General features: G+C 71.3%; 18 protein-coding genes. 14 read left to right on the top strand and 4 right to left on the bottom strand.

The window, feature by feature from the left end:
• The first annotated feature begins 32 nt into the window (after window positions 1-32).
• The 10 genes from V6U86_RS27725 to V6U86_RS27680 all read left to right on the top strand — a co-directional run bounded on the left by V6U86_RS27725 (window position 33) and on the right by V6U86_RS27680 (window position 12,193).
• On the top strand, window positions 33-1,022 hold the full coding sequence (locus V6U86_RS27725; RefSeq protein WP_334508241.1) for a LuxR C-terminal-related transcriptional regulator: 990 nt from the start codon (window positions 33-35) through the stop codon (window positions 1,020-1,022).
• 111 nt (window positions 1,023-1,133) lie between these two features.
• A complete protein-coding gene (locus V6U86_RS27720; RefSeq protein ID WP_334508239.1) occupies window positions 1,134-2,918 on the top strand; it encodes an alpha/beta hydrolase in 1,785 nt (594 codons plus the stop codon).
• A gap of 230 nt (window positions 2,919-3,148) precedes the next feature.
• Window positions 3,149-3,427 (top strand): glycoside hydrolase family 2 protein, encoded by a 279-nt coding sequence (locus tag V6U86_RS27715; protein WP_334508236.1) that lies wholly within the window; start codon window positions 3,149-3,151, stop codon window positions 3,425-3,427.
• Between the two features lie 123 nt (window positions 3,428-3,550).
• A complete protein-coding gene (locus V6U86_RS27710; protein ID WP_334508234.1) occupies window positions 3,551-4,738 on the top strand; it encodes an MFS transporter in 1,188 nt (395 codons plus the stop codon).
• A 118-nt stretch (window positions 4,739-4,856) separates the two neighbouring features.
• Window positions 4,857-6,533: an ABC transporter substrate-binding protein gene (locus tag V6U86_RS27705; RefSeq protein WP_334508232.1), complete on the top strand. Its 1,677-nt coding sequence runs from the start codon at window positions 4,857-4,859 to the stop codon at window positions 6,531-6,533.
• Between the two features lie 6 nt (window positions 6,534-6,539).
• Complete coding sequence (locus V6U86_RS27700) at window positions 6,540-7,496, top strand: ABC transporter permease (protein WP_334508230.1); 957 nt, start codon at window positions 6,540-6,542, stop codon at window positions 7,494-7,496.
• Entirely contained in the window at window positions 7,493-8,380 is an 888-nt protein-coding gene (locus V6U86_RS27695) for an ABC transporter permease (protein ID WP_334508229.1), read from the top strand. Before V6U86_RS27700 ends, V6U86_RS27695 begins: the two co-directional genes overlap by 4 nt.
• Complete coding sequence (locus tag V6U86_RS27690) at window positions 8,377-9,402, top strand: ABC transporter ATP-binding protein (RefSeq protein ID WP_334508227.1); 1,026 nt, start codon at window positions 8,377-8,379, stop codon at window positions 9,400-9,402. The genes V6U86_RS27695 and V6U86_RS27690 overlap by 4 nt, the downstream gene beginning before the upstream one ends.
• Window positions 9,399-10,400, top strand: coding sequence for an ABC transporter ATP-binding protein (locus tag V6U86_RS27685; protein WP_334508225.1), 1,002 nt, complete (start codon window positions 9,399-9,401; stop codon window positions 10,398-10,400). The genes V6U86_RS27690 and V6U86_RS27685 overlap by 4 nt, the downstream gene beginning before the upstream one ends.
• Complete coding sequence (locus V6U86_RS27680) at window positions 10,397-12,193, top strand: gamma-glutamyltransferase family protein (RefSeq protein ID WP_334508223.1); 1,797 nt, start codon at window positions 10,397-10,399, stop codon at window positions 12,191-12,193. Before V6U86_RS27685 ends, V6U86_RS27680 begins: the two co-directional genes overlap by 4 nt.
• 11 nt (window positions 12,194-12,204) lie before the next feature.
• On the opposite strand, the gene V6U86_RS27675 is transcribed toward V6U86_RS27680, so the two are convergent.
• Window positions 12,205-12,885, bottom strand: a complete 681-nt coding sequence (locus V6U86_RS27675) for a GntR family transcriptional regulator (protein WP_334508221.1) — start codon at window positions 12,883-12,885, stop codon at window positions 12,205-12,207.
• A 70-nt stretch (window positions 12,886-12,955) separates the two neighbouring features.
• Here V6U86_RS27675 and V6U86_RS27670 point away from each other — a divergent pair, with 70 nt between their 5' ends.
• Both V6U86_RS27670 and V6U86_RS27665 read left to right on the top strand, forming a co-directional pair.
• Window positions 12,956-13,672, top strand: a complete 717-nt coding sequence (locus V6U86_RS27670; protein ID WP_334508219.1) for a YoaK family protein — start codon at window positions 12,956-12,958, stop codon at window positions 13,670-13,672.
• Window positions 13,673-13,841: 169 nt separating this feature from the next.
• A complete protein-coding gene (locus V6U86_RS27665; protein ID WP_334508217.1) occupies window positions 13,842-17,708 on the top strand; it encodes a S8 family serine peptidase in 3,867 nt (1,288 codons plus the stop codon).
• Window positions 17,709-17,760: 52 nt separating this feature from the next.
• On the opposite strand, the gene V6U86_RS27660 is transcribed toward V6U86_RS27665, so the two are convergent.
• The 3 genes from V6U86_RS27660 to V6U86_RS27650 all read right to left on the bottom strand — a co-directional run bounded on the left by V6U86_RS27660 (window position 17,761) and on the right by V6U86_RS27650 (window position 21,527).
• Entirely contained in the window at window positions 17,761-18,726 is a 966-nt protein-coding gene (locus tag V6U86_RS27660; RefSeq protein ID WP_334508215.1) for a helix-turn-helix domain-containing protein, read from the bottom strand.
• 170 nt (window positions 18,727-18,896) lie between these two features.
• Complete coding sequence (locus V6U86_RS27655; protein ID WP_334508213.1) at window positions 18,897-19,958, bottom strand: LacI family DNA-binding transcriptional regulator; 1,062 nt, start codon at window positions 19,956-19,958, stop codon at window positions 18,897-18,899.
• A 12-nt stretch (window positions 19,959-19,970) separates the two neighbouring features.
• Complete coding sequence (locus V6U86_RS27650; protein ID WP_334508211.1) at window positions 19,971-21,527, bottom strand: FAD-dependent oxidoreductase; 1,557 nt, start codon at window positions 21,525-21,527, stop codon at window positions 19,971-19,973.
• Between the two features lie 281 nt (window positions 21,528-21,808).
• Between V6U86_RS27650 and V6U86_RS27645 the strand changes: the two genes are divergently transcribed.
• Entirely contained in the window at window positions 21,809-23,500 is a 1,692-nt protein-coding gene (locus V6U86_RS27645; protein WP_334508209.1) for an FAD-dependent oxidoreductase, read from the top strand.
• Window positions 23,501-23,518: 18 nt separating this feature from the next.
• On the top strand, window positions 23,519-25,090 hold the full coding sequence (locus V6U86_RS27640) for an FAD-dependent oxidoreductase (RefSeq protein ID WP_334508207.1): 1,572 nt from the start codon (window positions 23,519-23,521) through the stop codon (window positions 25,088-25,090).
• Window positions 25,091-25,093: the final 3 nt, after the last annotated feature.

Below are 25,093 nucleotides of genomic sequence, written 5' to 3'. Positions count from 1 at the left end.
CGCCGCCAGCCTCGCGTTCTACGATCCCCGGCATGCCAACCGAGCCTCCCGGCGTGGCCTCCGTGGCCCTCGACTTGGGATCGCTCCCAATCACCTCGGACATCGCGGACGTCTACCGCGACCTGCTGCGGGTGGCACCCGTGCCGCAGCGGGAGTTCCTGTCCACCGCGTCGCCACGGGCCGCCCGCGCGCTCGCCGGGTTGCTGAGTAGCGGGGCGGTGCACCGCGACACGGCCGGTGTACTGCACCTGCGGCCACCGCGAACCGCCCTCGAGAGCTGGGCCGCCCAGCGCGAGATGGAGGCCGCCCGGGCCCGTGCCGCCGCGGAAGCGCTGTCCGGTCTGTACAGCGCGGTCCACGGCACCGGTGCCGCATTCGTCGAGGTCGTCGAGGGCAAGCACGCTGTCCGCGAGCTGTTCCGTCAGCTCCAGGCCGGTGCCCGCTCCGAGGTACGCGGTCTGGAGCGCGGGCCGTACCTGCGCGACACAACCCGGGTGCCGGAAGAGGTCCAGTACGACGGGCTGCGTCGCGGCCTGCGCTATCGCTGCGTATACGAGGGGGAACTGCTGCACGACGAGTCGATGCTGGCTGCGGTACGCGCCGCGGTCGCGGCCGGTGAGCAGGCGCGGGTCTTCCCGGAGCTGCCGCTGAAGATGATGCTGACCGACAGTGACCGTGGCCTCGTCATCCTGCCGCGTGGCAGCGGGGAGGACACCGACGCGTTGCTGGTGCACCGCTCCCGGCTGCTCGACGGGCTCGCCGAGCTGTTCGAGGTGTTCTGGCGACTGGGCGCGCCGATCCACGCCAGCACCGACGCCGCTCAGCCGGACGCCGAGCCGACGGCCGCCACCCAGCGGCTGCTCGCCCTGCTCACCGCGGGCCTCACCGACGAGGCCATCGCCCGCGACCTCGGCGTCAGCAACCGGACCGTGCACCGGCGGGTCAGTCGCCTGCAGGAACTGCTCGGCGCGCGCAGCCGGTTCCAGCTCGGGGTGCAGGCCAGCCGCCGCGGCTGGTTGTGACTGGCCGAATCCTGCCATGGCCGGTCTTCGTCAACGGGAGACCGTCGCCGCGAAACACTCCTGGTCCAGGGTGGAGCCACTCGATCAACCGCTCCACGAGAGGACGGGACGATGCCCCACCTCACGACCAGCTCGCGTCACCCACGTCGGGTGCGCCGGCCGGCCGCCATCCTCGCCGCGACACTGGTCGCGGCCGTCCTGAGCAGCGCTACGGCCGGCACCCCGGCCGCCGCGGCGAAGGCGGCCGAGCCGGACACCGCGGCCCTGGCCGCGACGCTCGCCAGTCAACGGCTCGCCTGGGAGCCGTGCGGGTTGCCCGATGTCAGCGCCGAGGACGAGGCGCAGTTGCGGCTGACCTGCGCGACGGTCACGGTGCCGCGTGACTGGCACAACCCCGGTGACGGCAAGACGATCCAGGTCCGGATCAGCCGCACTGTCGCCTCCGGTAGTGACCGCAAGGGCATCCTGCTGGTCAACCCGGGTGGCCCCGGCGGCAGCGGCCTGTCGCTGGCGCCGTACGTGGCGCGGTCCGCGCCCGCTCTCGCCGAGCACTACGACGTGATCGGGTTCGACCCGCGTGGTGTCGGGCAGAGCACCCCGCTGCTCTGTACGGTCACCTACCGCGACACCGACAACACCAACGACCTGATCACCCGGGCCAACGTGGCCGGCTGCCGTAGCACCGAGCTGACGAAGTACATCACCACCGAGCAGACCACCTACGACATGGACTTCATCCGGGTGCTGCTGGGCGAGCGGAAGCTCAACTACCTCGGCTACTCGTACGGCACCTGGCTGGGCACCTGGTATGCGGCGACGTTCGGGAGCCGCACCGACCGGATGGTGCTCGACTCGGTGGCCGCGGTCGGCTCGCGCACCCTGCAGGAGACCTGGGACCTGCAGCCGTTCACCCGCGACCGGGCGTTCCAGGAGCAGTTGTTGCCGTACATGGCCCGCCACGACGATCTGTACGGCCGGGGCACCGACCCGATGAAGATCCGGGAGATGTTCGAGCGGGCCGGTGGCACGCGCATCGGCATGGGGCCGTTCATGTTCGGCTGGTTCATCCTCGGCGCGCTCTACGACACCCAGAACTACCCGACCGCGGCGGCGGCGGTCAACACGGTGATCCAGTACTACGAGGAGTGGAACGGCTGGACGCCCGAGCAGATTCTCACCGCGGCCACCGCGAAGATGCTCGTCGCCCCGGGGATCACCGCCGACGACCGGGCGTACATCGAGCAGTCGCGGGTCAGCGCCCAGGCGGCGCTGAAGACGCAGCGTGACCGGTCACTGCTGGCCCAGGGCACGGACGAGTACACCTACGACATCGACTACGTCTTCGAGGTGATCCGCTGCCAGGACGGGCAGTGGAACGACAGTGTCGGGTACTGGAACGCGTTCAGTCGGCGACTGACCCGGGACGCTCCGCTGGTCGCGCCGTACCTGCAGAACCCGCCGGCCTGCGCGTACTGGCCGACGAGCAACCGGATGCCGACGTTCGACCGGAAGACCTTCCCGAAGGTGCTGATGCTCCAGGACGAGCTCGATGTCGCCACGGCGTACGAAGGTGCGTTGGCGGCGTCGAAGAAGCTTCCCGGCGCGTCGATGATCAGCGTCGACAACGAGGGCAGTCATGGCGTCTTCCCGTACTACACGCCGTGCGTGGACGACCCGGTGTACGCCTTCCTGCTCGACGGTCGCCTTCCCTCGGAGACGTACACGGGTTGCCAGGCGGTGCCGCTGCCGGGCGAGACGGAGGTGTTCGAGGTGGGCGGCAAGCTGACCGGTAAGGGAACGGTGCGGACCCATCTGATCACCGACGAGATGCGGGCGGCGAACCGCATGCTCAAGCGGATGCTGCGGACCGAGCCGGGGCCCTCGTACCCGGAGTGACCGGCCGGGGTGCGGGCGGCGCAGGCCCGCCCGCACCCCCGTCTGACCGGTGGCGCTGCGCCGGGAACCGGCGACGGCAACTGCGGGACGTGTTCGTGGAACCACGATGGACGCGAACTCTTGACTCGCGGGAAACATCGGTCCACGGGCCTCCGAGGCCGAGGACAACCAGTGGATCCAGGTCAATCTCGGCGCTCCGGTCAGCTTCGACCAGGTGGGCACTCAACAACGTGCCGAGCACCCGACTGTCGACGTCGTCGAGCACCGTACGGGTCGTGGACGGGCGCAACACCGTCACCACGACGGTCCGCAACCAGGGCCGTACGGTCGCCGCGTTGGTCCGGCTCGCCGTGCGTGACCAGCGCGGTGAGCGGGTCCTGCCGGCCCGCTACGACGACAACTACTTCTGGTTGCTGCCGGGGGAGACCCGTGAGGTGCGGATCTCCTGGCCGGCGCGCTCGGGCGTCGCCCGCCAGGTCACGGTGACCGCCCAGGCGTACAACTCCTAGGAGTACGCGGTGGGGGGCGGCGCGGTGCGGGCCGCTTCCCACCGTGGCCCGAGCGGGCCACCTGATGGGGGCGTTTAGGCCCGATACCGCGCCCGGCGCGGAACCGGGACCCATGCTGTACGAGTGACACGGTCCGGTTCCACGTCCGGCGCGGTGCGGGTCGCGTTCGCGTTCTGGATCACGCTCGTGGGCACCACCGTGCCGACGCCGCTCTACCCGCTCTACGAGATGGAGTTCGGGTTCTCGTCGTTGACCGTGACGGTGGTCTACGCGTTGTACGCGCTGGGAGTCGTCGTCGGGCTGCTGGTCTTCGGTCGGCTCTCCGATCAGATCGGCCGACGCCCGGTCATCCTCATCGCGCTGTTCCTCTCCGTCGTCGCCGACGCCGTGTTCCTGACCGCCGTGGACCTGGCGATGATCATCGTGGGCCGGATCATCGCCGGTCTCTCCGCCGCCCTGGTCATCGGAGCGGCGACCGCCGCGCTGGCAGAGCTGATCAGCCCCCGGCACCCGAAGCGTGCCGCCACCGTGTCGATCTTCGCGAACCTGGGTGGCCTGGCCACCGGCACCCTGCTGTCCGGGATCGTGTCGGACGTGGCGCCCGAGCCGCTCCGGTTGCCCTGGGCCATCGTGCTGGTGCTGGCGGTGATCGCGTTCCTCGCGATGATCGGGGTGCCGGAGACGATGCGGGAGCGTTCGCCGGTGACGCTGCGGGTGCAGCGGTTGCACGTGCCGGCGGCCATTCGCGGCGACTTCGTCCGCTCGGCGATCACCGCTGGCGCGGGTTTCGCCGCGCTCGGGGTGCTCACGTCGGTGAGTGGGCTGTTCCTCGGCATGGTCCTGCACGAGACCTCACACACCCTGGCCGCGCTGGTGGTCTTCGTGGCGTTCGCCGGCGCGGCGTTCGGTCAGCTGCTGACCCGCGTGCTGTCCTCGACCGCCGCGCTGGGCAGCGCCTGCGTCGGCCTGGTCGTGGGGGCTGGCCTGCTCGGGTTCAGCATGTGGATGGCGTCGCTGGCGACGCTGCTCGTCAGCGCGGTGCTCGTCGGGGTCGCGTCCGGGGTGGCGGTCGGCGACGGCATCGCGACGATCACGATGCGGACCGAACCGCGGCACCAGGCCGAGGCGGTGTCGACCTTCTTCGCCATCCTGTTCGCCATGCTCGGGGTGCCCGCCGTCGGGGTCGGCGTGCTGATCCGGACGATCGGTCTGCGCCCCGCGGGCGAGATCTTCAGCGCGGTGGTGGCGGTGCTCGCCCTGGTTGTCCTGCTCAGCCTGGCGAGGGGCGGCCGGGCTCGGCCCGCGAGCTGATCACCGGCCGGGCTCGTCCGGCGCTCACTCTGGGTGCCCGGTAAGCACCCGAGGAGGTCTTGCGGCGGTCATCGTATACAACATACGCTCCCCGAATCGCCCACTCGAGGAGCTCTCCATGACGAACCTCTCCCCCCGCGAAACGAACCTGCCCCGCCGTCGGGTGCTCCGGGCCGCCGTTGCGGCGGCTGCCGTCGTCTGCGCGGTCGTCGCCTGCTCACCGGTGTCGGACAACGGCGGCGGCGACCCGTCCGGCGGCGACCAGTCGGCAGGCCAGGATTCCTTCGGTACGCCCGCGGACCCGGCCGCCGTCAAGCAGGGCGGCAAGCTGGTCATCGCCCTCTCCGCCGAGCCCGACGCGCTGGACCCGACGCTGTCGAGAAGCCTCTACTCCCGCTACGTCTTCCAGGCGATGTGCCAGAAGCTCTACGACGTCGACGAGCAGGCGCAGGTCGTACCGCAGCTCGCGACGGCCCTGCCCACCACGAGCGACGACGGCCGCACGGTGACCATTCCGCTGCGGTCCGGCGTGCGCTTCGCGGACGGGACGGTGTTCGACTCCGCTGCCGTGAAGGCCACCCTGCAACGGCACCTCACCAACGCCCGGTCGGCGCGCAAGAGCGAACTCGGCCCCATCGACGGCATCGACACCCCGGACCCGCAGACCGTCGTCCTGCGGCTGAAGCAACCGTTCGCGCCGCTGGTCGGCGCCCTCGCCGACCGGGCCGGCATGATCATGAGTGCGCAGGCGTTGCAGAGCCTCGGCGACGACTTCGCCTCGGCACCGGTCTGCGTCGGCCCCTTCAAGTTCGCGAAGCGGGTGCCACAGAACTCCATCGAGGTCGTCCGGGACCCCAACTACTACGACGCCAGCAAGGTCCACCTGGACACCATCTCGTGGCGAATCCTCACCGACGCGAGCATCCGCGCCGCCAACCTGCGCTCCGGCGACGCGCAGGTGGCCGATTCCGTCTCCACCCAGGACGTCGCCTCGCTCCGGCAGGACGCGGCGGTCTCCGTCCTCCAGTCGCAGTCCCTCGGATACCAGGGCATGACCATCAACGTCGGCAACGTCGACGGCATCGGCACCGCCCCCAAGCCCATCAACCGCCCCCTCGCGCAGAACGCCAAGGTTCGGCAGGCCTTCGAGCACGCCATCGACCGTAAGGCCCTGGTCGACGCGGTCTTCAACGGTCTGCACGCCGCCGCCTGCTCTCCGATCTCGCCCGCGAGCACGTTCTCGTCGCCCGAGGCGCAGACCTGCCCGGCGCACGACCCCGCCAAGGCCAAGCAGTTGCTGGCCGAGGCCGGCGTGCAGACCCCGTACACGGTGACGATGCTCGCCTCGAACACCCCCGACACGCTGCGCCTCGCCCAGGCGTTGCAGTCCATGGTCAAGGACGGCGGCTTCGACCTGAAGATCAACCCGGTGGAGTACTCGTCGCTCCTCGACGAGCAGGACCGCGGCAACTTCGAGCTGCTGCAACTGGGGTGGAGCGGCCGGATCGACCCGGACGCCAACATCACCAACTTCGTCGGCACCGGCGCCAGCCAGAACGTCGCCGGCTACAGCAACCCGCAGCTCGACACCCTGCTGACCCAGGCCCGCCAGGCCGGTGACATCGAGCAGCGCCGGAAGCTGTACGGGCAGGCGGTCACCCTGCTGCAGCAGGACGACGCCCTGATCTACCTCTACCGGCAGCGCAACCTGACCGCCGTCAGCAAGCAGATCCAGGGCCTGCAGGTCTACCCCGACGGCGTCATCCGGGCGGCCTTCGCCGGCTTCGGCAAGTAGGTCGTCGTGGCCCGATATCTGTTCACCCGCGCCTGGCAGTCGGCCCTGACCCTGCTGTTGTCGACGATCGTGGTCTTCGTCGGCGTACGGGCGCTCCCCGGCGATCCGGCCCTCGCGCTGGCCGGGGAGGACCGGTCACCGGAGGCCCTGGCGGCCATCCGTCAGCACTACGGGTTGGACCAGCCGCTGCCGGTGCAGTTCGCCCAGTACGTGGAGCGGATGGCGCAGGGCGACTTCGGGGTGTCGATCCGCACCGGTACCCCGGTCTCGTCGATGCTCACCACCGCCCTGCCGGTGACGGTCGAGCTGTCCGTCCTGGCGATCCTCATCGCGGCGGCGCTCGGCGTCGGTGCCGGGGTGCTCGCGGCGGTCCGTCGTGGACGTCCGGCGGAGTGGTTCGCCAACGGCCTGGCCCTGATCGGCCTGTCGGTGCCGCACTTCTGGCTCGGGCTGCTGGCGATCCTCTACCTGTCCGTGGCGACCGGGCTCTTCCCCGCCTCCGGCTTCGTGCCGATCCTGGAGGACCCCGTGGACAACCTGCACCACATCATCCTGCCCGCGGTGATCCTCGGCACCGGCCTCGCCGCCATCATCATGCGGCAGACCCGGTCGGCGATGCTCGACTCGCTCTCCTCCGACTACGTGCGGACGGCGAAGGCAAAGGGCCTACGACCGCGCGCCGTCATTACCCGGCACGCCCTGCGCAACAGCCTCATCGTGGTGGTGACCGTCGTGGGTCTCCAACTCGGTGGGCTGATCTCGGGCGCGGTCGTCACCGAACAGATCTTCGGGCTGCCGGGCTTCGGCAAGATGACCATCGACGCGGTGTTCCAACGGGACTACCCGGTGATCCAGGCCGTCGTCCTGCTCACCGCGGCGGCCTACATCGTGATCAACCTTCTCGTGGACCTGCTCTACTCGGTCATCGATCCACGCATCCGGGTGACGGGAGAGCCGGCATGACCGTCCTTACCGTATCGATGGCGGAGACCGGCACCGCGAGCGTCACCCGGCGTGCCCGGGTGCTGCGGCGGCTGCGCCGCAACCCGCTCGCCGTCGCCAGTTTCGTCGTGCTCGCGCTGGCGGGCGTCATCGCCCTGTTGTCACCCTGGCTCGCGCCCTACTCGGTCGACCAGACCGACTTCGCCCGCACCTTCGCACCTCCCGGCACCGCCGGGCACCTGCTCGGCACCGACGACCTCGGCCGCGACGTCCTCTCCCGCATCATGCTCGGTGCGCGGGCGTCGTTGCAGGTGGGGCTCCTGGCGGTGGCCACGTCGCTGGTCATCGGGGTGCCGCTCGGGCTCGCGGCCGGCTACTTCCGGGCCTGGGACGCGGTGATCTCGCGCTTCACCGACCTGCTGCTGGCGTTTCCGTTTCTGATCATGGCGGTGGGGTTGGCGGCCATCCGGGGCGCCAGCCTCGGCAACGCCGCGGTGGCCATCGGCATCGCCCAGATCCCCGGGGTGATCCGGGTGGTCCGCTCGGACACCCTGCGCCTCAAGTCGCTCGACTTCGTCGCGGCGGCCGTCGTCGACGGGGCGAGCGACCTGTGGGTGCTGGCCCGACACGTCCTGCCGAACGCCACATCGGTGATCCTGGTGCAGGCCACGGTCGCCATCCCGGCGGCGATCCTCGGCGAGGCGGTGCTCTCCTTCCTCGGCCTCGGCATCCAGCCCCCGGCGCCCAGCCTCGGCACCATGCTCGCCACCGCCCAGCAGTTCGCCGCCCGCGCACCGTGGGCGGCCGTCCTTCCCGGCGTTGTGATCATGGGTCTGGCGCTGGCGTTCAACGTCTTCGGTGACGCCCTGCGCGACGCCCTCGACCCGAAGGGAGACCGGCGATGACCACGGCCTCCGCGCCCGTGCTGGAGATCCGCGACCTGTCGGTGTCGTTCCCCACCGAGACCGGCACCGTCTCGGCGGTCGACGGTGTCAGCCTGGACCTCGCACCCGGGGAGATCGTCGGGATGGTGGGCGAGTCGGGGTGCGGCAAGAGCGTCACCGCGATGAGCATCGCCGGGCTGCTACCGGGCAGCGCCCGGGTCACCGGTTCGGTGCGACTGGACGGCACACAGCTGGTCGGGGCCCGCGAATCGGCGCTTCGTCGGGTCCGGGGCCGGGAGATCGCCTACATCTTCCAGGAGCCGATGACCTCGTTGAACCCGGTGCTCACCGTCGGGCGGCAGATCGGCGAGGTGCTCCAGGTCCACGAGCGGATGTCCCGACGGGCGGCGCGGGCGCGCGCCGTCGAGCTGTTGACGCTCGTCGGGATCCCGTCCGCCGCCCAGCGGGTCGACAGCTACCCGCACCAGCTCTCCGGCGGCATGCGCCAGCGCGTGATGATCGCGATGGCGGTGGCCTGCGGCCCGAAGGTGCTGGTGGCCGACGAGCCGACCACCGCGCTGGACGTCACCGTTCAGGCCGGCATCCTCCAGGTGCTGCGGGACCTGCGCGACCAGCTCGGCACGAGCGTCCTCATCATCACCCACGACCTCGGCGTGATCGCCGACATCGCGGACCGCGTCGTCGTCATGTACGCGGGCCGGGTGGTGGAACGGGCGCCGGTGGACGACCTGTTCGCCCACCCACGACACCGGTACACGGCGGGCCTTCTGTCGGCGTCACCGCAACCGGGCCGGCACGCCGGCACGGATCGGTTGACCGAGATCCCCGGGCTGGTGCCCGTCCTGGCGAGCCAACCGGATGCCTGCACCTTCGCGGATCGGTGCCCGGCCGCCGACCAGCGGTGCCGGACGGCAGCCCCGCCGCTGGAGGGCATCGGTGGCACCGACCACGTCGCGGCTTGTTGGCACCCCTGCGCAACGGCACCGACGCCACCAACGGCAGCTCAGGAGGCGAACCGATGACGCCGCAGCCGAACGCCCTTCAGATCGCGGACCTGGTGATGCACTTCGGCCCGGTGCGCGCCGTGGACGGGGTGTCGCTGACCATCCCGCGCGGCCGGGTCACCGCCCTGGTGGGGGAGAGCGGTTCCGGAAAGTCGACAGTGGGCCGCTGCGTGGTGCGCCTCGTCGAACCGACAGCGGGGACGGTCCGGATCGCTGGCACGGACGTCACCCACCTGTCCCGACGGCAGCTGCGTCCCCATCGCGGTGCGGTGTCGATCGTCTTCCAGGACCCGGCCGCGTCGCTGGACCCGCGCATGCTGGTCGGCGAGATCGTGGCCGAGCCACTGCGGCTGGCCGGCAAGCGGCTCTCCCGGCGCGACCGGGACGCCCGGGTCGCTCCCCAACTGGAACGGGTGGGCCTGCGCGCCGAGGTGGCCCGTCGCTATCCCCACGAGCTGTCCGGCGGGCAACGCCAGCGGGTCAGCATCGCGCGGGCACTGATCTCCGAGCCGATGCTGCTCATCGCGGACGAACCCACCAGCGCGCTCGACGTGTCCGTGCAGGCGTCGGTGCTCAACCTCCTCGCCGACCTGCAACGCGACATCGGGTTCGCCTGCCTCTTCATCACCCACGACCTCTCCGCGGTCGAGTACCTGGCCGACGACATCGCGGTCATGTACCTGGGGCAACTGGTCGAGACGGGCAGCCGCGAGCGGATCTTCGCCCGGCCCGCCCACCCGTACACGCAGGCCTTGCTGTCCGCCGCGCCGGTGGCCGATCCGGTACGTCAGCGGCACCGTCAGCCGGTGCTGCTCGGCGACGACCTGCCGTCCGCGCTCGACCCGCCGTCCGGCTGCCGGTTCCGGACCCGGTGCCCGCTCGCCTTCGACAGGTGCGCGATCGAGGTGCCGGCGCAGACCGCCATCGGTGACGGCATGGCCGCGTGCCACCTGGTCCAGCCGGACGGCACCGGTCCCGACGTTCGCACCACAGATCCCAGTGAGGTGTTGTCATGACGTTCACCACCCGACCCACGTTGCAGGGCACCTTCGGCATGGTGTCCTCGACCCACTGGCTCGCCAGCCAGGCGGCGATGGGCATCCTGGAACGCGGGGGCAACGCCTTCGACGCGGCGGTCACCGCCGGGTTCGTCCTGCACGTCGTCGAGCCGCACCTGAACGGGCCGGGCGGCGAGGTGCCGGCCATCGTGGCCACCGCACAGGACCCCCGGCCGAAGGTGCTGTGCGGGCAGGGGCCGGCACCGGCCGGCGCCACCATCGCGCACTTCCGGTCGCTCGGGATGGACCTCATCCCGGGGGCCGGGCCGCTCGCGGCGGCCGTACCGGGTGCCGTGGACGCCTGGCTCCTGCTGCTGCGCGAGCACGGCACGCTCCCCCTCGCCGAGGTGCTGGAGCCGGCGATCGGCTACGCGAGCGCCGGGCACCCGCTGGTGGCCCGGGTCGGTGACACCGTGGCGGCCGTCCGGTCGTTGTTCGAGGAACACTGGCCCACGTCCGCCGCGCTCTGGCTGCGCGGCGGCCGACCACCGGCCGCCGGGGAGATGGTCACCAACCCGGCGTACGCGGACACCCTGCGCCGGCTCGTCGAGGCGGCGCAGGCGGCCGGCGGCGACCGGGAGGCCCAGATCGAGGCCGCGCGTCGGGCCTGGAGCACGGGTTTCGTCGCCGAGGCGATCGACGCGTTCAGCCGGCGACCGTTCCAGGACTCCAGCGGACGCCCCCACGCCGGGCTGGTCACCGGCGACGACCTGGCCGCGTACTCGGCGAGCTGGGAGACGCCCGCCACCCTCGACTGGCACGGCTACTCGGTGGCGAAGACCGGGTTCTGGGGTCAGGGCCCGGTGCTGCTGGAGTCACTTGCCACCCTGGACGCGCTCGACGACCCGGGCGCGTACGACCCGGGGACCGCGGCGGGCGTGCACGCCCAGGTCGAGGCGCTCAAGCTCGCCTTCGCCGACCGGGAGGCCTGGTACGGCGACGGTGACGGCGTCGACGTGCCCGCCAAGGCACTGCTCTCCCCGCAGTACGCGCGGGAGCGGGCCGCCCTGATCGGCGATCGCGCGTCGGCGGAGTTGCGGCCGGGGCGTCCGGACGGGGCGCAGCCGCGCCTGCCGGCCCACGTTGGACCCGGTGTCGTGCGCCGCGCCGGGCCGACGGATGCCGCGACGGGGGAGCCGACCGTGCAGTCGGACGGGGTGACCCGGGGCGACACCTGTCACGTGGACGTGGTCGACCGCTGGGGCAACATGATCTCCGCTACGCCCAGTGGTGGCTGGTTGCAGAGTTCCCCCACCATTCCCGAGCTCGGCTTCCCGCTGGGCAGCAGGTTGCAGATGTTCTGGCTGGAGGAGGGGCTCGCCTCGTCGCTGGCACCGGGGCGTCGCCCGCGTACGACGTTGAGCCCGACGATGGTGCACCGCGACGGGGAGCCGGTGCTGGCGTGCGGCACCCCTGGCGGCGACCAGCAGGACCAGTGGCAGTTGCCGTTCCTGCTGCGGCATCTCGTCGGTGGTCAGAGCCTCCAGGAGGCGATCGACGCGCCGGCCTGGCACACGCTCAGCCTGCCGGGGTCGTTCTATCCCCGCGACATCGAGCCCGGTGTCCTGGTGGTGGAGGACCGGTACGACGACAGCGTGCTGGCGGCCCTGCGGGCGTACGGGCACGAGGTGCGGGTCGTCGACGGGTGGAGCCTCGGTCGGCTCTGCGCGGTGACCCGCGACCCGGCCACGGGCGTGCTGGCCGCCGGCGCGAACCCTCGGGGGATGCAGGGCTACGCGTGCGGCCGGTAGCGGGGCGGCCGTCAGCGGGCGGCGTAGCCGCCTTCGGCGTTCTCGTACGCCGCGGCGGATGCCGCGTCGAGGTGGTCGAGTGCGGCCCGTTCGGCGCGGTCACCGTCGCCTGACTCGATGGCGTCGACGAGTTGGATGTGCTCGGCCCACGAGTGGGGCGCGCGTTCGGCCGCTCCGAGCCGGAAGATCCACTGGACATGGAGGTAGAGCGACTTGGCGATCGACGACAGCCAGGGGTTTCCGCTGATCTGGAGGATGCGCAGGTGCAGGGTGCTGTTCAGCTCGGCGACCCGGGCCAGGTCCTTCCGCTGCGTCGCCTCGCGGCCCTGGTCGAGCAGTGCCCGCAGGGACGCCACGTCGGCCGCGGTGGCCCGCTCGGCGGCCAGCCGGGCGGCCAGCGCCTCCAGCCGCTCGCGCACGGCGAACATGTCGGCGATGGTCCCGCTGCTCGGTGAGGCGACGACCGCGCCCCGCCGGGGGAGGATCACGACGAACCCCTCCGCCTCGGCGACCCGCAGCGCCTCCCGGACGGGGTTGCGGGAGACGCCGAAGTCCTCGGCGAGCCGATCCTCGGTGAGCCGTTCCCCGGGCAGGTAGTCGCCGTCGATGATGGCGGTCCGCAGCGCGGCGAGGACCTGATCGCGTAGCGGCAGGTGTTGCGCGCCGAGCTTGTCCCGCAGATCTTCAGCCACCTGGTCGCCTCTCCGTGAACGTGTTCGGGCAAAGTGTATACGAAGAACAATTATTGGAAGGTGGCCGACAGTGTCGAGCACAGCGCCCCGCGTGATCCAGCCCGACCTCGCAGCTCAGCAGGAACCGCGCCTGCTGCGGCGACGGCACACGCTCGTCGTCGTGCTGACCTTCCTGACCGGGAGCGCCGACGCTCTCGGGTTCCTCTCCCTCGGCGGCGCCTTCGCCAGCGTGATGACCGGCAACATGGTCCTGCTCGGGCTCTCGACCGGCCGAGGCGAGGCCGACCTGGCCCTGACGTCGGGCTGCGCCATCGTCAGCTTCATCGTCGGTGTCCTCGCGGGGGCCCGCGTCGTCGGCTCGGCACAGCCACACGACCCGGTCTGGCCCCGGCGGGTCACCTGGGCGCTGGTCCTGGAGCTGTCGGTGTTCGTGGTCTTCGCCGTCGTCTGGGAGGTCACGCTGCGCACCCCCGACGCCCGCGTCCACCTGGCGCTGCTGATGCTGTCCGCGGTCGCGCTGGGGGTGCAGAGCAGCGCGATCCAACGCTTCGGCGTGCCCGGCCTGTCCTCCACGTACCTGACCGGCACACTCACCAGCCTGATCGCCGGCGTCGCCGCGCGCAGCCCATGGGCCGACCTGCGCCCCAAGGCCCAGGTGCTGCTGGCCCTCATGGTCGGCGCGGGGGTCGGCGCGCTGGTCGCCCTGCACCTGCCGGTCGTCGCCCCGGCCCTGCTGATCGTGCCACTGGGGCTCGTCATCATGGCGTCCGCGCGAATGCGGGCCTGACCGTTCCGGCTGACGTGCCGGTGTCGTTCAGGCCAACCCGGTATGGCGGAGATCTGCCATGTCCGTGCTCCGCCAGTGATCTTGGTGTTCAACCCGGACCCCGTCGCCTGAGAATCGGCGACGGCGGGTCGGCCTTCCCCTGGCGGCCGCCAGAGGGAGGACGTTCTTCATGCTCAGACCCAGACAGCGGACACGTCGAGCCATGGGCGCCGTCGGTGCGGCGCTGGCCATCGTGCTCGCGCTGCCGACCGGCGCCGCCGTGGCCGCGCCCGCGCCCAGCAACGGCGCCGCCGACCCGCTGCGCAAGGTGGACCCGCGTGTGCTCGGCTCGGCCCGTGTCGGCACCAACGCCAGCTTCTTCGTCGAGCTGACCGGCGAAGCCAAGCTGGACCAGAGCGACCTGGACCGGGTCGAGCGGGCCGCCGGCGGCCGAGCCGGGCGGGTCGCCCGCACCACCCGGGTCTACGAGACCAAGGTGGCGCACGCCGAGAACACCCAGCGCGGCCTGCGCACCCTGCTGCGCGACCGGCACGCCGACTTCACCCCGTACTGGATCGCGAACGTCATCGAGGTCACCGGCGACCTGAAGCTGGTCACCGAACTGGCCGGCCGGACGGACGTCGCGCGGATCACCGCGATCGGTGGGACCAAGCTCGCGGAACCGGTCCGCACCGCCGGCGCCTCCGCCGACAACCCGCAACTGCCGTGGAACCTCACGTCGCTCGGCGCCGACAAGGTCTGGCGCGAGTACGGCACCCGCGGCGAGGGCATCGTCGTCGGCAGCGTCGACTCCGGTGTCCAGTACGACCACCCGGCCCTGGTCCGCCAGTACCGTGGCAACGACGGTGACGGCACCTTCACGCACGACTACAACTGGTACGACCCGACCGGGATCTGCCTGCCGTCGACGCCCTGCGACAACCAGGGGCACGGCACCCACACGGTCGGCACGATGGTCGGCGACGACGGCGACGGGCATGTCACGGGCGTGGCTCCCGGTGCCAGCTGGATCGCGGCCAAGGGGTGCGAGGCCAACTACTGCAGCAACGACGCGCTGCTCGCCGCCGGTCAGTGGATGCTCGCGCCGACCGACCGCAACGGCGAGAACCCCCGCCCGGACCTCGCGCCGGACATCATCAACAACTCCTGGGGCGGCCACGACGGTGACCCCGCCTTCTACGACACCATCATCGACTCCTGGGTCGCCGCCGGCATCTTCCCGATCTTCGCGGTCGGCAACGAGGCCAAGGAGATGCCCGAGCCGTGCGGCTCGGCGGGCCACCCGGCCACCAACCCCCTCGCGTACGCGGTCGGCGCGACCGACTCCGCCGGTGCGATCGCCGACTTCTCCAGCCGGGGGCCGGGCCGGGACGACTCGGTACGGCCGGACATCACCGCTCCTGGCGTGGGGATCCTCTCCACCGTGCCGGGCAGTTCCTGGGCCATGAGCGACGGCACCTCCATGGCCGCTCCGCACGTCGCCGGCGCGGTCGCCCTGGCCTGGTCGGCCGTGCCGAACCTGCGCCGTGACCTGGCCACCACCCGCGAGCTGCTGGACCGCACCGCGCACGACGTCAACGACCTGCAGTGTGGCGGCACCCCGGCCGACAACAACGTCTACGGCGAGGGTCGGATCGACGCGTACGACCTGGTCACCCAGGCCTCGACGGCGCAGCTCGGCGGCGTCGTGGTGCACGCGAACCTGAACGGGACCGTGCTCTCCGGGGCGAAGATCACCCTGACCTCCGCGCTGGTCACCCGCACCGCCCGCACCGACGCGCGCGGCACGGTCCAGCTGGGTCGGGTCCCGGCCGGGGAGTACACGCTGACCGCGTCGTTCTTCGCGCGGCAGACCGTGCGGCAGACCATCACCGTGTCGACCAGCGGCACCACCAATCTGACGCTGGACCTGTCCGCGCCCGCAGCGTGGCAGACGGTCCAGGGTCGGGTGACCGACCCGGCGGGCAAGCCGGTCGTGGGCGCCCGGCTGGCGCTCGCCGGGGAGACGTTCCCGGCGTTCGTCACCGACGCCGACGGTCACTACACCGGGATGCTGCCCGAGGCCGACTACGACCTGCTGGTCGAGTACGGCCGGTGGCTGGCACCGAAGACGGTGGCGCTGACCGTCGACGGGCCGGAGACGGTGGACGTGGCGCTCGCCGCGAAGACCGACCGGCACGGCTACCAGGCGGGAACGACCACCGCGGAGTGGGTCGACGGCGGCACCGTGCTGGCGCTCACCGGAGACACCGCGAGCCGGGGCGTCGACCTGCCGTTCCCGGTGACGTTCTACGGCGGCACCTACCGTCAGCTCACCGTGCACACCGATGGTTACCTGACCGTCGGCGCCGACGCGAGCACCTCGGTCGGCGACAACGGGCCGCTGCCCGCCCCGGCGGTCTCGGCGCCGGCCGTCTACGCGTTCTGGGACGACCTGGTCCTGGACCACGCCTCGACGGTGCGCACCAAGGTGTCCGGCTCCGGCACGGCCCGACAGTTCGTGGTCACCTGGAACCGGGCCGCGCTCAAGAGCGCGCCGAAGAACCGGGTCGACGTCCAGGTGCGCCTCGGCGAGAACGGCACCGTCACCATCCAGTACCGCAAGCTCGCCGCCACCGCGGCGGGGGCCGGCGGCTCGGCGACGGTCGGCATCGAGGACGCCACCGGCCGCGACGCGCTGACCTACTCGCGCGACGAGCAGGTGCTCGACGCGGGCGACGCGATCACCTTCCGGGTGGCCGGTCGTGGCCTGCTGCGGGGCACGGTACGCGACGCGAACGACCGTCAGCCGCTGGCCGGCGCGACCGTGCGGGTCGAGTCGCCGGACGCCCCGCAACCGATCACCGCGACCACCGACGCCGACGGCTTCTACCAGCTGGAGGCTCCGGCCGGGCCGGTCACGGTGACCGCTCTGCAACCGGGCTACGACCTGCCGGCGAGCACCGTCGACGTGGTCGAGTCGACTGTCGTCAAGCACGATCTGGCGCTGCGTACGCCGCTGCTGCTCGCGAACAAGAACGCGATCTCGGTGACCGCGCGGGCCGGGGCGACCCGGACCGCGACGGTGAACCTGACCAACCGGGGTGACGTGCCCGCCACCTGGCTGGCCCGGGAGATCAACTCGCCGACCCCGCCGAGCGGCATCCCCGGCCGGCAACTGAGCTCGTTCCCGCTCAAGGAGCTCTACAACGCCTACGGCGTCGGCTACCGCAACGGCGAGTTGATCGTCTCCAACTCGTACCTGTTCGGGCAGATGCAGCGCTTCAGCACCGACGGCCGGTCACTGGCCAAGGGTGTGCTGCCGATCGACGGCTGGCCCTCGGACATGGCGTACGTGCCGAGCCGGGACCTGATGTGCGCGCCGAAGATGTCGTTCATCGGGGACCTGCCGATCGTGTGCTTCGACCCGGACACCCTGGAGGTGAAGGAGACCATCACCGGGCCGTGGGCCGGCAAGCTCTACTACGGGCTGGCCTACCGCGCCTCGGACGACACCTTCTACCTCAGCGGCGACAACCGCATCCGGCACCTCGCCGGGCTGTCGCACCCGCAGCCCGGATCGGTGCTGGGGGAGTGCACCCCGCCCATCCCGTGGATCACCGGCCTGGCCCTCAACGAGGAACACAACGTGTTGTGGGGCATCAACCAGGACTCCAAGGAGTCGATCTGGGCACTCGACCCGGCCACCTGCCAGCCGCTCGCCTCGATGCCGGACCCCGACCCGAACCCGCTCAGCGGCGCCGGGCTCGACCTGGACGAGCAGGGCAACCTGTGGGTGCTCGGTAACGCCACCAACCGGCCGTACGGTGCCAAGGTCTACCACGTCGACGGCTCACTGCCGGCGTACAGCGACGTGCCGTGGCTGTCCGCCGCCACCTCCGGCGAGGTGCCGGCGGGGGCGAAGGGCGCGCTGACCGTCACCGTGGACACCACCGGCCTGGCGCCCGGCACGCACGTCGCCACGCTGCTGGTCACCAACAACGGTGCGAAGGGCGCGGCCACCCCGATCACCGTGTCGGTGACGGTCACGAAGTGACCACCGGGGCCTGCCGACACCTCCAGTGTCGGCAGGCCCCCACCACCGGGTTTCAGAGCCAGTCGTGGCGGGCGATGAACCAGCCGAGCTGCATCCGGGTGGCGCTTCCGGTCGCGTCCATCAACTGCCGCAACCGCCGCTGCACCGTCCGCAGCGAGATGCCCAACTGGGAGGCGACCGCCTTGTCCGGCAACCCGGTCATCAGCAGTGACAGGATCTGCCGGTCGAGGAGGGTGGGCGTGCTCTGCCGCTCGACGTCGTCGACCACCTCGGTGGCCGGGGCGAGCCGCAGCGGCGTCGCCCGGTCCCACACCTCGGTGAACAGCGCCACCAGCACCTCCACCCAGGTGGTGCCCCGGACCACCAGCGCCCACGGTTCGATGCTCTCGGCGCGGGCCGGGAAGGAGATCAGCGCGACCCGACGGTCGGCGACGGCAAGCTTGCCGGGCACGTTCGCGGCGACCCGTGCCTGTTCACCGGCGGCGACGAACCGGCCGATGTGGGCAGCCGCGCCCGGGCGTTCCAACCCGCGCCGGTCGTACACGACGCGAAAGGCGACGCCCCGGCCGAGCATCTCGACCTCGGTCGGATTGTCGTGCAACACGGACGCGTACGGGGGGCGGTCGAAGCCGAGCACCTCCTCCTGCGCCCCGCGCAGGAACTGGTCGAACGCCTGCATGATCGCGGGAACGCCGACGACCAACTGGACGTCCTGGTCCATGGGGTCCGCCGGGCGTTGCTGCCGCAGCCAGTCCCACAGGCCGACCCGCGCCTCCTGAAGCTCGCGTACCCGCTGGTTCACCAGCGACTCGATCGCCAGGTCGGGTGGCGCGGCACCGGCCCGACCGGCGATCACGCGTACCAGACCGGCCCGGGCGAGGGCGTCGAGCGCGCGCTCGACCTCGTCGACACCGGTGGCGACCCGCTCGGACAGTTCGCTCGCGCTGCCCGACCGGCCACGCACCAACTCCAGGTAGATCTCCTCCTCAAGCTCGGTCAGACCGAATGCGCCCAGCAACCGCCCACCCCGCACCCCCAACCGGGCGTCCCGCCGCCGACGCGGTCCGCTGTGTCGATCTTGGAGCGCTCCCATCGGGCCGTCAAGAGCAACTTTCCTGAGCGACCAGGTCGTTGACGCAGCGCAGCACCGGTCCACCGGCACGGATCTCCTCGCCCGGCGCTCGCCGGTCAGGTCCGGCCCTGCCGCGGTGGGGCCGTGGTCTCGTCGAGGGTGTGCGTACAGGGGAGCAGGATCTGCCGTTCGTGCTCGCCGGCGGGGTCGGTCAGTTGGGCGGTCAGCAGTCGGACCGCCCGGCGGCCCATCGCGTTGCGGGGGGTGTGCAGCGACGCCCAGGACCGACCCCCGACGTCACCGCCGGGATCGTCGACCAGCAGGACGACGGAGAGGTCGTGCGGGACGGTCAAACCCCGTAGGGCGATCATCGCCGCGAGGACCCGCAGCAGGCTGACCGACTCGACCAGCACGGCGGTGGTGCCGGCGGCGAGTGCCTCGTCGAGCCACTGGGCGGTCAACTTCTCCGGCCCGGCGAAGGCGGGAGCGGGTACCGGCAGCCCGAACCGTTCCAGCGCGGCGGCGAAACCCTCCCAGCGGTCCACCTGCGGCTCGTAACGGACGACCTCGCCCAGGTACCCGAAACGACGGTGCCCCATGGCGACGAGGTCGTCCACCATCCGGCCGGTCGCGGCACGGTAGTCGCCGCCCACGTAACAGATCTCCGTACCGGGCACCTCGCGGTGACCGATGTAGACGAACGGGTGGTCGTCGGTGGCGAGCCGGGCGAGGTCGTCGCGGTGCGCGTGGTGACCGAGGAGCAGGCTGCCTGCGGCCTGTCGCAGCCCGTTGACCCCGCCCCGGTAGATCCGGCGCACACCGGCTTCGTCCTGGGCGGCGGTGAACAGCACCAGGTTGCATCCGTCGACCGCCGCCTGCTCCTCGATGCCCTGGAGGAACTCGAAGTAGTAGTCCCGGGCGCTGGTGGGGAAGATCGGCTCGAAGGTGTGCACCCCGAGCAGCAGGGGGGTCTGTCTGCCGCCGGGGGCGGGCCGCTGCGGGCCGCTGGGGGTGTAACGCAGGCGGCGGGCGGCGCTGAGCACCCGGCGCTGGGTGTCGGCGGAGATCCTGCCGAGGTCGCCGGCACCGCTGAGGACCATCGAAACCGTGGACTGGGACACCCCCGCCTCGCGGGCGATGTCCGCCTGGCGTGAGCCGCGGCTGCGTTGCTTCGTCACGCGTCATCCTCCTTAGACGGACGGTGGCCAGGTCAGGATCGCACCTGCGCGGAGCAGATCCTTGCGGAGCGACTCGTACTCGACCTCCTGCACCCCGACCTTGTCCGCCGCGGCCCGGGCGGCCGCCGCGCCGACCGCCTCGCCCACCATCATCAGGACCGGTTCCATGCGGACCGAGGCGAACGCGACGTGTGAGGCCGAGATGGCCGAGGCGACCAGGAGGTTCGCGCACTCGGCCGCGCGGGGGACCACCGACCGGTACGGGATGCCCAGCGGCACGGTGAGCGGGTGCTGCACGTTCCCCTCGTTGCGGACGGCTCCGTCGAGCAGCACCCGCCTGGTGTTGTGTGAGTCCATCACGTACGACGCCAGGGCGATCGGGTCGTCGGCCCGCGCCCGCCCGCTGCCGTCGTGCTGGGTGATGACGTAGTCGGAGACCATCCGGCGAGCCTCGCGGATGTAGAGCTGGTGCGGCCAGTGCGCGGTATCGGTGAACTCGGCCGGCGCGAGACCGTATTCGCGGGTGGCGTCTCGCACGGCGGCCGGCAGCCGGGGGTCGTTGGCCAGGAAATGCAGCAGCCCGGCCTGGTAGCGCACGTGGTCCTGGAAGATCTCCTCGCGGCGGGCGTGGTCCGCCTCCGGCCACTCGTAGTTGGCACCGATGTGGTCCGAGGAGAAGGCGCCGTGGTTGTTCATGTCGAACACGTCGCCGCGTACCCGTGTGGTACGCCCGTACAGCTCGAAGACACCGGCCTCGATGTAGCGGCGCAGCAACTCGTAGCGGCTGGGGTCGTAGCCGTCGGGGCGGGGGAACGGTATTCGACGGGGTGACGTCGTCACGTGCAGCCGGAAGTTGTACGCCTGCACCCGCCGGTCACCGTCACCGACGGCGCCGTACGGGTCCGGTGCGATGCCGGGTAGCAGGCCACTGGCCGGTTGACCGGGAACGACGTACGGGTCGACCGGCCGCTCGAACTGATGGTTCACGCTGTGCTGCACTCCGGCCAACGGCTCGCCGTAGGTGCTGGCGCCCTCACGTCCGACGGTGAAGCTGACACCCGCCCCGGCCATCAGGTCACCCTCGTACGACGCGTCGACGTAGACGGCCGCCCGGTATCGGCTTCCGTCGTCGGTGCCCAGCTCGACGATCCGGCCGGATTCGCACCGGACGGCGCTCAGCCGCTGTCGCCGGTGTACGCGTACCCCGGCGGCGGCCAACCAGCTGTCGAAGATTTCCTCAGCCACCCGTGCCTCGACGTCCCAGTGTGGGGCCGGCGCGTGGTAGATGGCGGCGACCCGGTTGTAGAAGCGTCGGGCCAGGCCCCCCACGGTCGCCGCCCGGCCCACATCGGTGGTGCCGAGCCCGGACGCGCTCATGCCGCCGACGTGGTCGCCGTGGGCGAGCAGCACCACTGTCACCCCGGCGCGGGCCGCCCGCACCGCTGCTGTCACACCGCCGGAGGTCGCGCCGTAGACGACGACGTCGGCCTCGCGGACCTGCGGTGCGGCCGTTGCGGGCGGGGTGGGCGGGCAGTGGTGCAGGCCGGGGAGCGCGGGCGTTGAGGTCATGACTTTTGGTTCTAGCATCGGCGTCTACCGCTGTACAGGTGCTGATAATTGCTAATTCAATCCACTCCGGACACCGCACGAAAGATTGCCGTAACAGTTGTCTTGACATCCATCTGACGAACAGATGTAACGTAGCCGCAATCCAGAAACGAGCAACATCCGCAAATACATTAGCAATCCATGGAGTGATGGGTGGCGATGAGCGTGCAGAGGATTTCGTCCTGCTGGGCCGACCGCCGGAGGGGCCGCGCCGCGGCCGGGGTCGAGCGGGGGACGCGACAATGACCGGGGGAGCGGAGCGGGTAACCGACCTCCTGGTGGTCGGCGGGGGACTCGGCGGTGTCGCCGCCGCGCTGACCGCCGCACGCCTCGGACGGCAGGTCATCCTCACCGAGGAGACGAACTGGCTGGGCGGGCAGCTCACCGCCCAGGCCGTGCCCTCCGACGAGCACCCCTGGATCGAGACCGGGCACATCTCGCCCGGCTACCGCGAGCTTCGCGGCCGGATCCGCGACTACTACCGACGCAACTATCCACTGCGGGACACCGCAGCCGCCGACCCCACCCTGAACCCCGGGCTGGGCAATGTGAGCAGGCTCTGCCACGAGCCCCGCGTCGGCGTCGCGGTCATCGACGAGATGCTGATGCGCTACGTCTCCGCCGGCCGGATCACGGTGCTGTACCACCACGTCCCGGTGGCGGCGGCCACCGACGGTGACCGGATCACCGCGGTGACCCTGGAGAACCGGTGCACCGGGCACCGGCTCACCGTCACGGCCGCGCTGGTCGCCGACGCCACGGAACTCGGTGACCTGCTGGAACTGGCCGGCGTCGAACACGTCGTCGGAGCCGAGTCCCAGGACGAGACCGGCGAACGGTACGCCGCCCCGGTCGCCGACCCGACCGACCAACAGGCCATCACCTGGTGCTTTCCGCTGGAGTATCGGCCCGGTGAAGAGCACGTGGTGGATCGGCCCGCGTCGTACGACCACTGGAAGAACCACGTGGACCCGTTCTGGCCCGGCCCCCAACTCTCCTGGGAAAAGATCGACATCCACACCATGGCGGGCAAGGTGAACCGCATCTTCGAGGGCGACATGGACGCGGTGCGACTGCCCGACCTCTGGCACTTCCGGCGCATCCGCGCCCGCACCCAGTTCCAACCCGACCTGGTGGACACCGACATCACCCTGGTCAACTGGCCCAACATCGACTACTGGGAAGCCCCACTCGTCGGCGCCGACATCGACGAGGTGGCGCGGCAGCGCTCCCTGCAGCGCTGCCGGGAGCTCTCCCTGTCGTACCTGCACTGGATGCAGACCGAGGCCCCGCGCCCCGACGGTGGCCACGGCTACCCCGGCCTGCGGCTGCGCCCCGACCTGACCGACACCGACGACGGCCTCGCCAAGAGCTTCTACGTCCGCGAGTCACGGCGTATCCGGGCCCAGTTCACCGTGTTGGAGCACCATGTGGCGGTCACCGACCGGCCGGAGGGCGCCGGGTCGCAGGTGTTCTCCGACGCGGTCGGCGTCGGGCACTACAACATCGACCTGCACCCGAGCACCGCCGGCATCAACTACGTCAACCTCGAGTGCTACCCCTTCCAGATCCCGCTCGGCGCGCTGATCCCGATCCGGGTACGCAACCTGCTGCCGGCCAACAAGAACATCGGCACCACCCACATCACCAACGGCTGCTACCGGCTGCACCCGGTGGAGTGGAGCATCGGTGAGGCGGTCGGCGCGCTGGCCGCGTACTGCCTCAGTGGTGGGCACGAACCCGCGGCCGTGGCCGACTCCGCAGCCCTGACCACCGACTTCCAGGGGTTGCTCGGCGGGACGCTCGGCATCCCCCTGGCCTGGCCGGACGAGATCCGGCGCACCCGACCGTCCCAGGCCGCCAAGGGCGCCACCCCGCTGCTGGCCCCGCCGCTGCCGCGCACCCCCCGCCCGCAGATCGCCCGCCCGGCCTGACCGCAGGAGGAACGACCGATGGACGTACAGCACGCCGGTGCGGAGAGCATTCCAGCCGATCGCAACGACCGGTACGACGTGGTCATCTACGGCGCCACCCTCGCCGGCATCATGGCCGCGGTGCGGCTGCGACTGAGGGGACTGCGCAGCCTCATCCTGGAGCCGACCGGCCACGTCGGCGGCATCGTGGCCGGTGGCCTGGTCAAGTCCGACGGGCCCAACGTCGACGAGGCCCACGCCGGGCTGACCCGAAGCCGGTTCTTCGGCGGAATCGCCGCGGAGTACGGCCCCGACAGCGCCCCGTTCCAGCTCAACGGCGCGCAGTACCTGTTCGAGCCCAGGGTCGCCGAGCGCGTCGCCAACCGGCTGCTCGCCGAGGCGCAGGCCACCGTCCTCCTGCGGCACCGCATCCACGGGCCCGCCGACGTCGAGGTCACCGGTCGGCGCATCACCGCGATCCGCACCGCTGACGGCTGGCACCGCGCCCGGTTCTTCATCGACGCCTCCTACGAGGGCGACCTCATGGCCGCCGCCGGGGTGCCCTACACGGTCGGTCGGGAACCCGCGAGCCAGTACGACGAGCCGTACGCCGGCTTTCAGCCGGTGCAGGCGTACCGGCGAGGGCCGTTCCGGCCCAACACCCTCTACCCGGTCGGCTCGGCACCCCGCATGGCGGCCGGCGAGGGCGACGACAAGGTGCAGGCGTACAACTTCCGTGGGGTGCTCACCCGCGAGGCCGAGCGGCTGCCCTTCCCCAAGCCGGCTGACTACGACCCGAAGCGGTACCTCTACCTGCGCCAACTCATCGAGCAGCGGGGCGTCGCGGGGCTCTCGTCGATCGTCACCCACACCGCACTGCTACCCAACGGCAAATACCAGACCAACCAGGCCCTCTTCATCGGCTTCGACCTGCCCGGTGCCTCCTGGGCCTACCCGGACGGAAGCTGGAGTCGTCGCGAGGAGGTCATCGCCGAGCAGGCCCGCTGGCACCAGGGCATGCTCTACTGGCTCGCCAACGACCCGTCGCTGCCGCCGAGCTTCCGCGCCGACGCCCAGACCTTCGGCCTGCCCACCGACGAGTTCCTGGACAGTCCGCACGGACCGGGGTTCCCGCACGCGCTCTACATCCGCGAGGGCCGCCGTATGGTCGGCGCGAAGGTGCTCACCCAACACGACCTGCTCAAGCCCAACAACACCACCGCCACACCGGTCTGCTGCTGGAAGTACGGCATGGACTGCCACATCGTGCAGTACTACGCCGAGGGCGACGACACGATCGTCGGTGAGGGCACGCTCAGCGGCACCGAGAGCAACCCGCCCGTCGACCTCTACCAGATCCCCGCCGAGTGTCTCTTCCCCGCCGCGGGCGGGATCGAGAACATCGCGGTACCGCTGTGCTTCTCAGCCAGCCACGTCGGCTACTCCTCGCCCCGGATGGAGCCGAACTACGGGATGCTCGGCGAGGCGTGCGGGGAACTCGCCGCCCAGTCCATCCGGACCGGCCAGCCCGTGCAGGACTACCGCTACCCGGAGCTGGCCGTGGCGCTGACCGAGCACGGCAGCGTGCTCGACCTGCCCGGGCTGCGGTAGGTG

The sequence above is a fragment of the Micromonospora sp. CPCC 205558 genome (genome assembly GCF_036902955.1).
In the GTDB taxonomy this organism is placed as follows: domain Bacteria; phylum Actinomycetota; class Actinomycetes; order Mycobacteriales; family Micromonosporaceae; genus Micromonospora.
The sequence above is the reverse complement of the archived record's forward strand: the minus strand, read 5'-3'. Positions and strand labels throughout refer to the sequence as shown.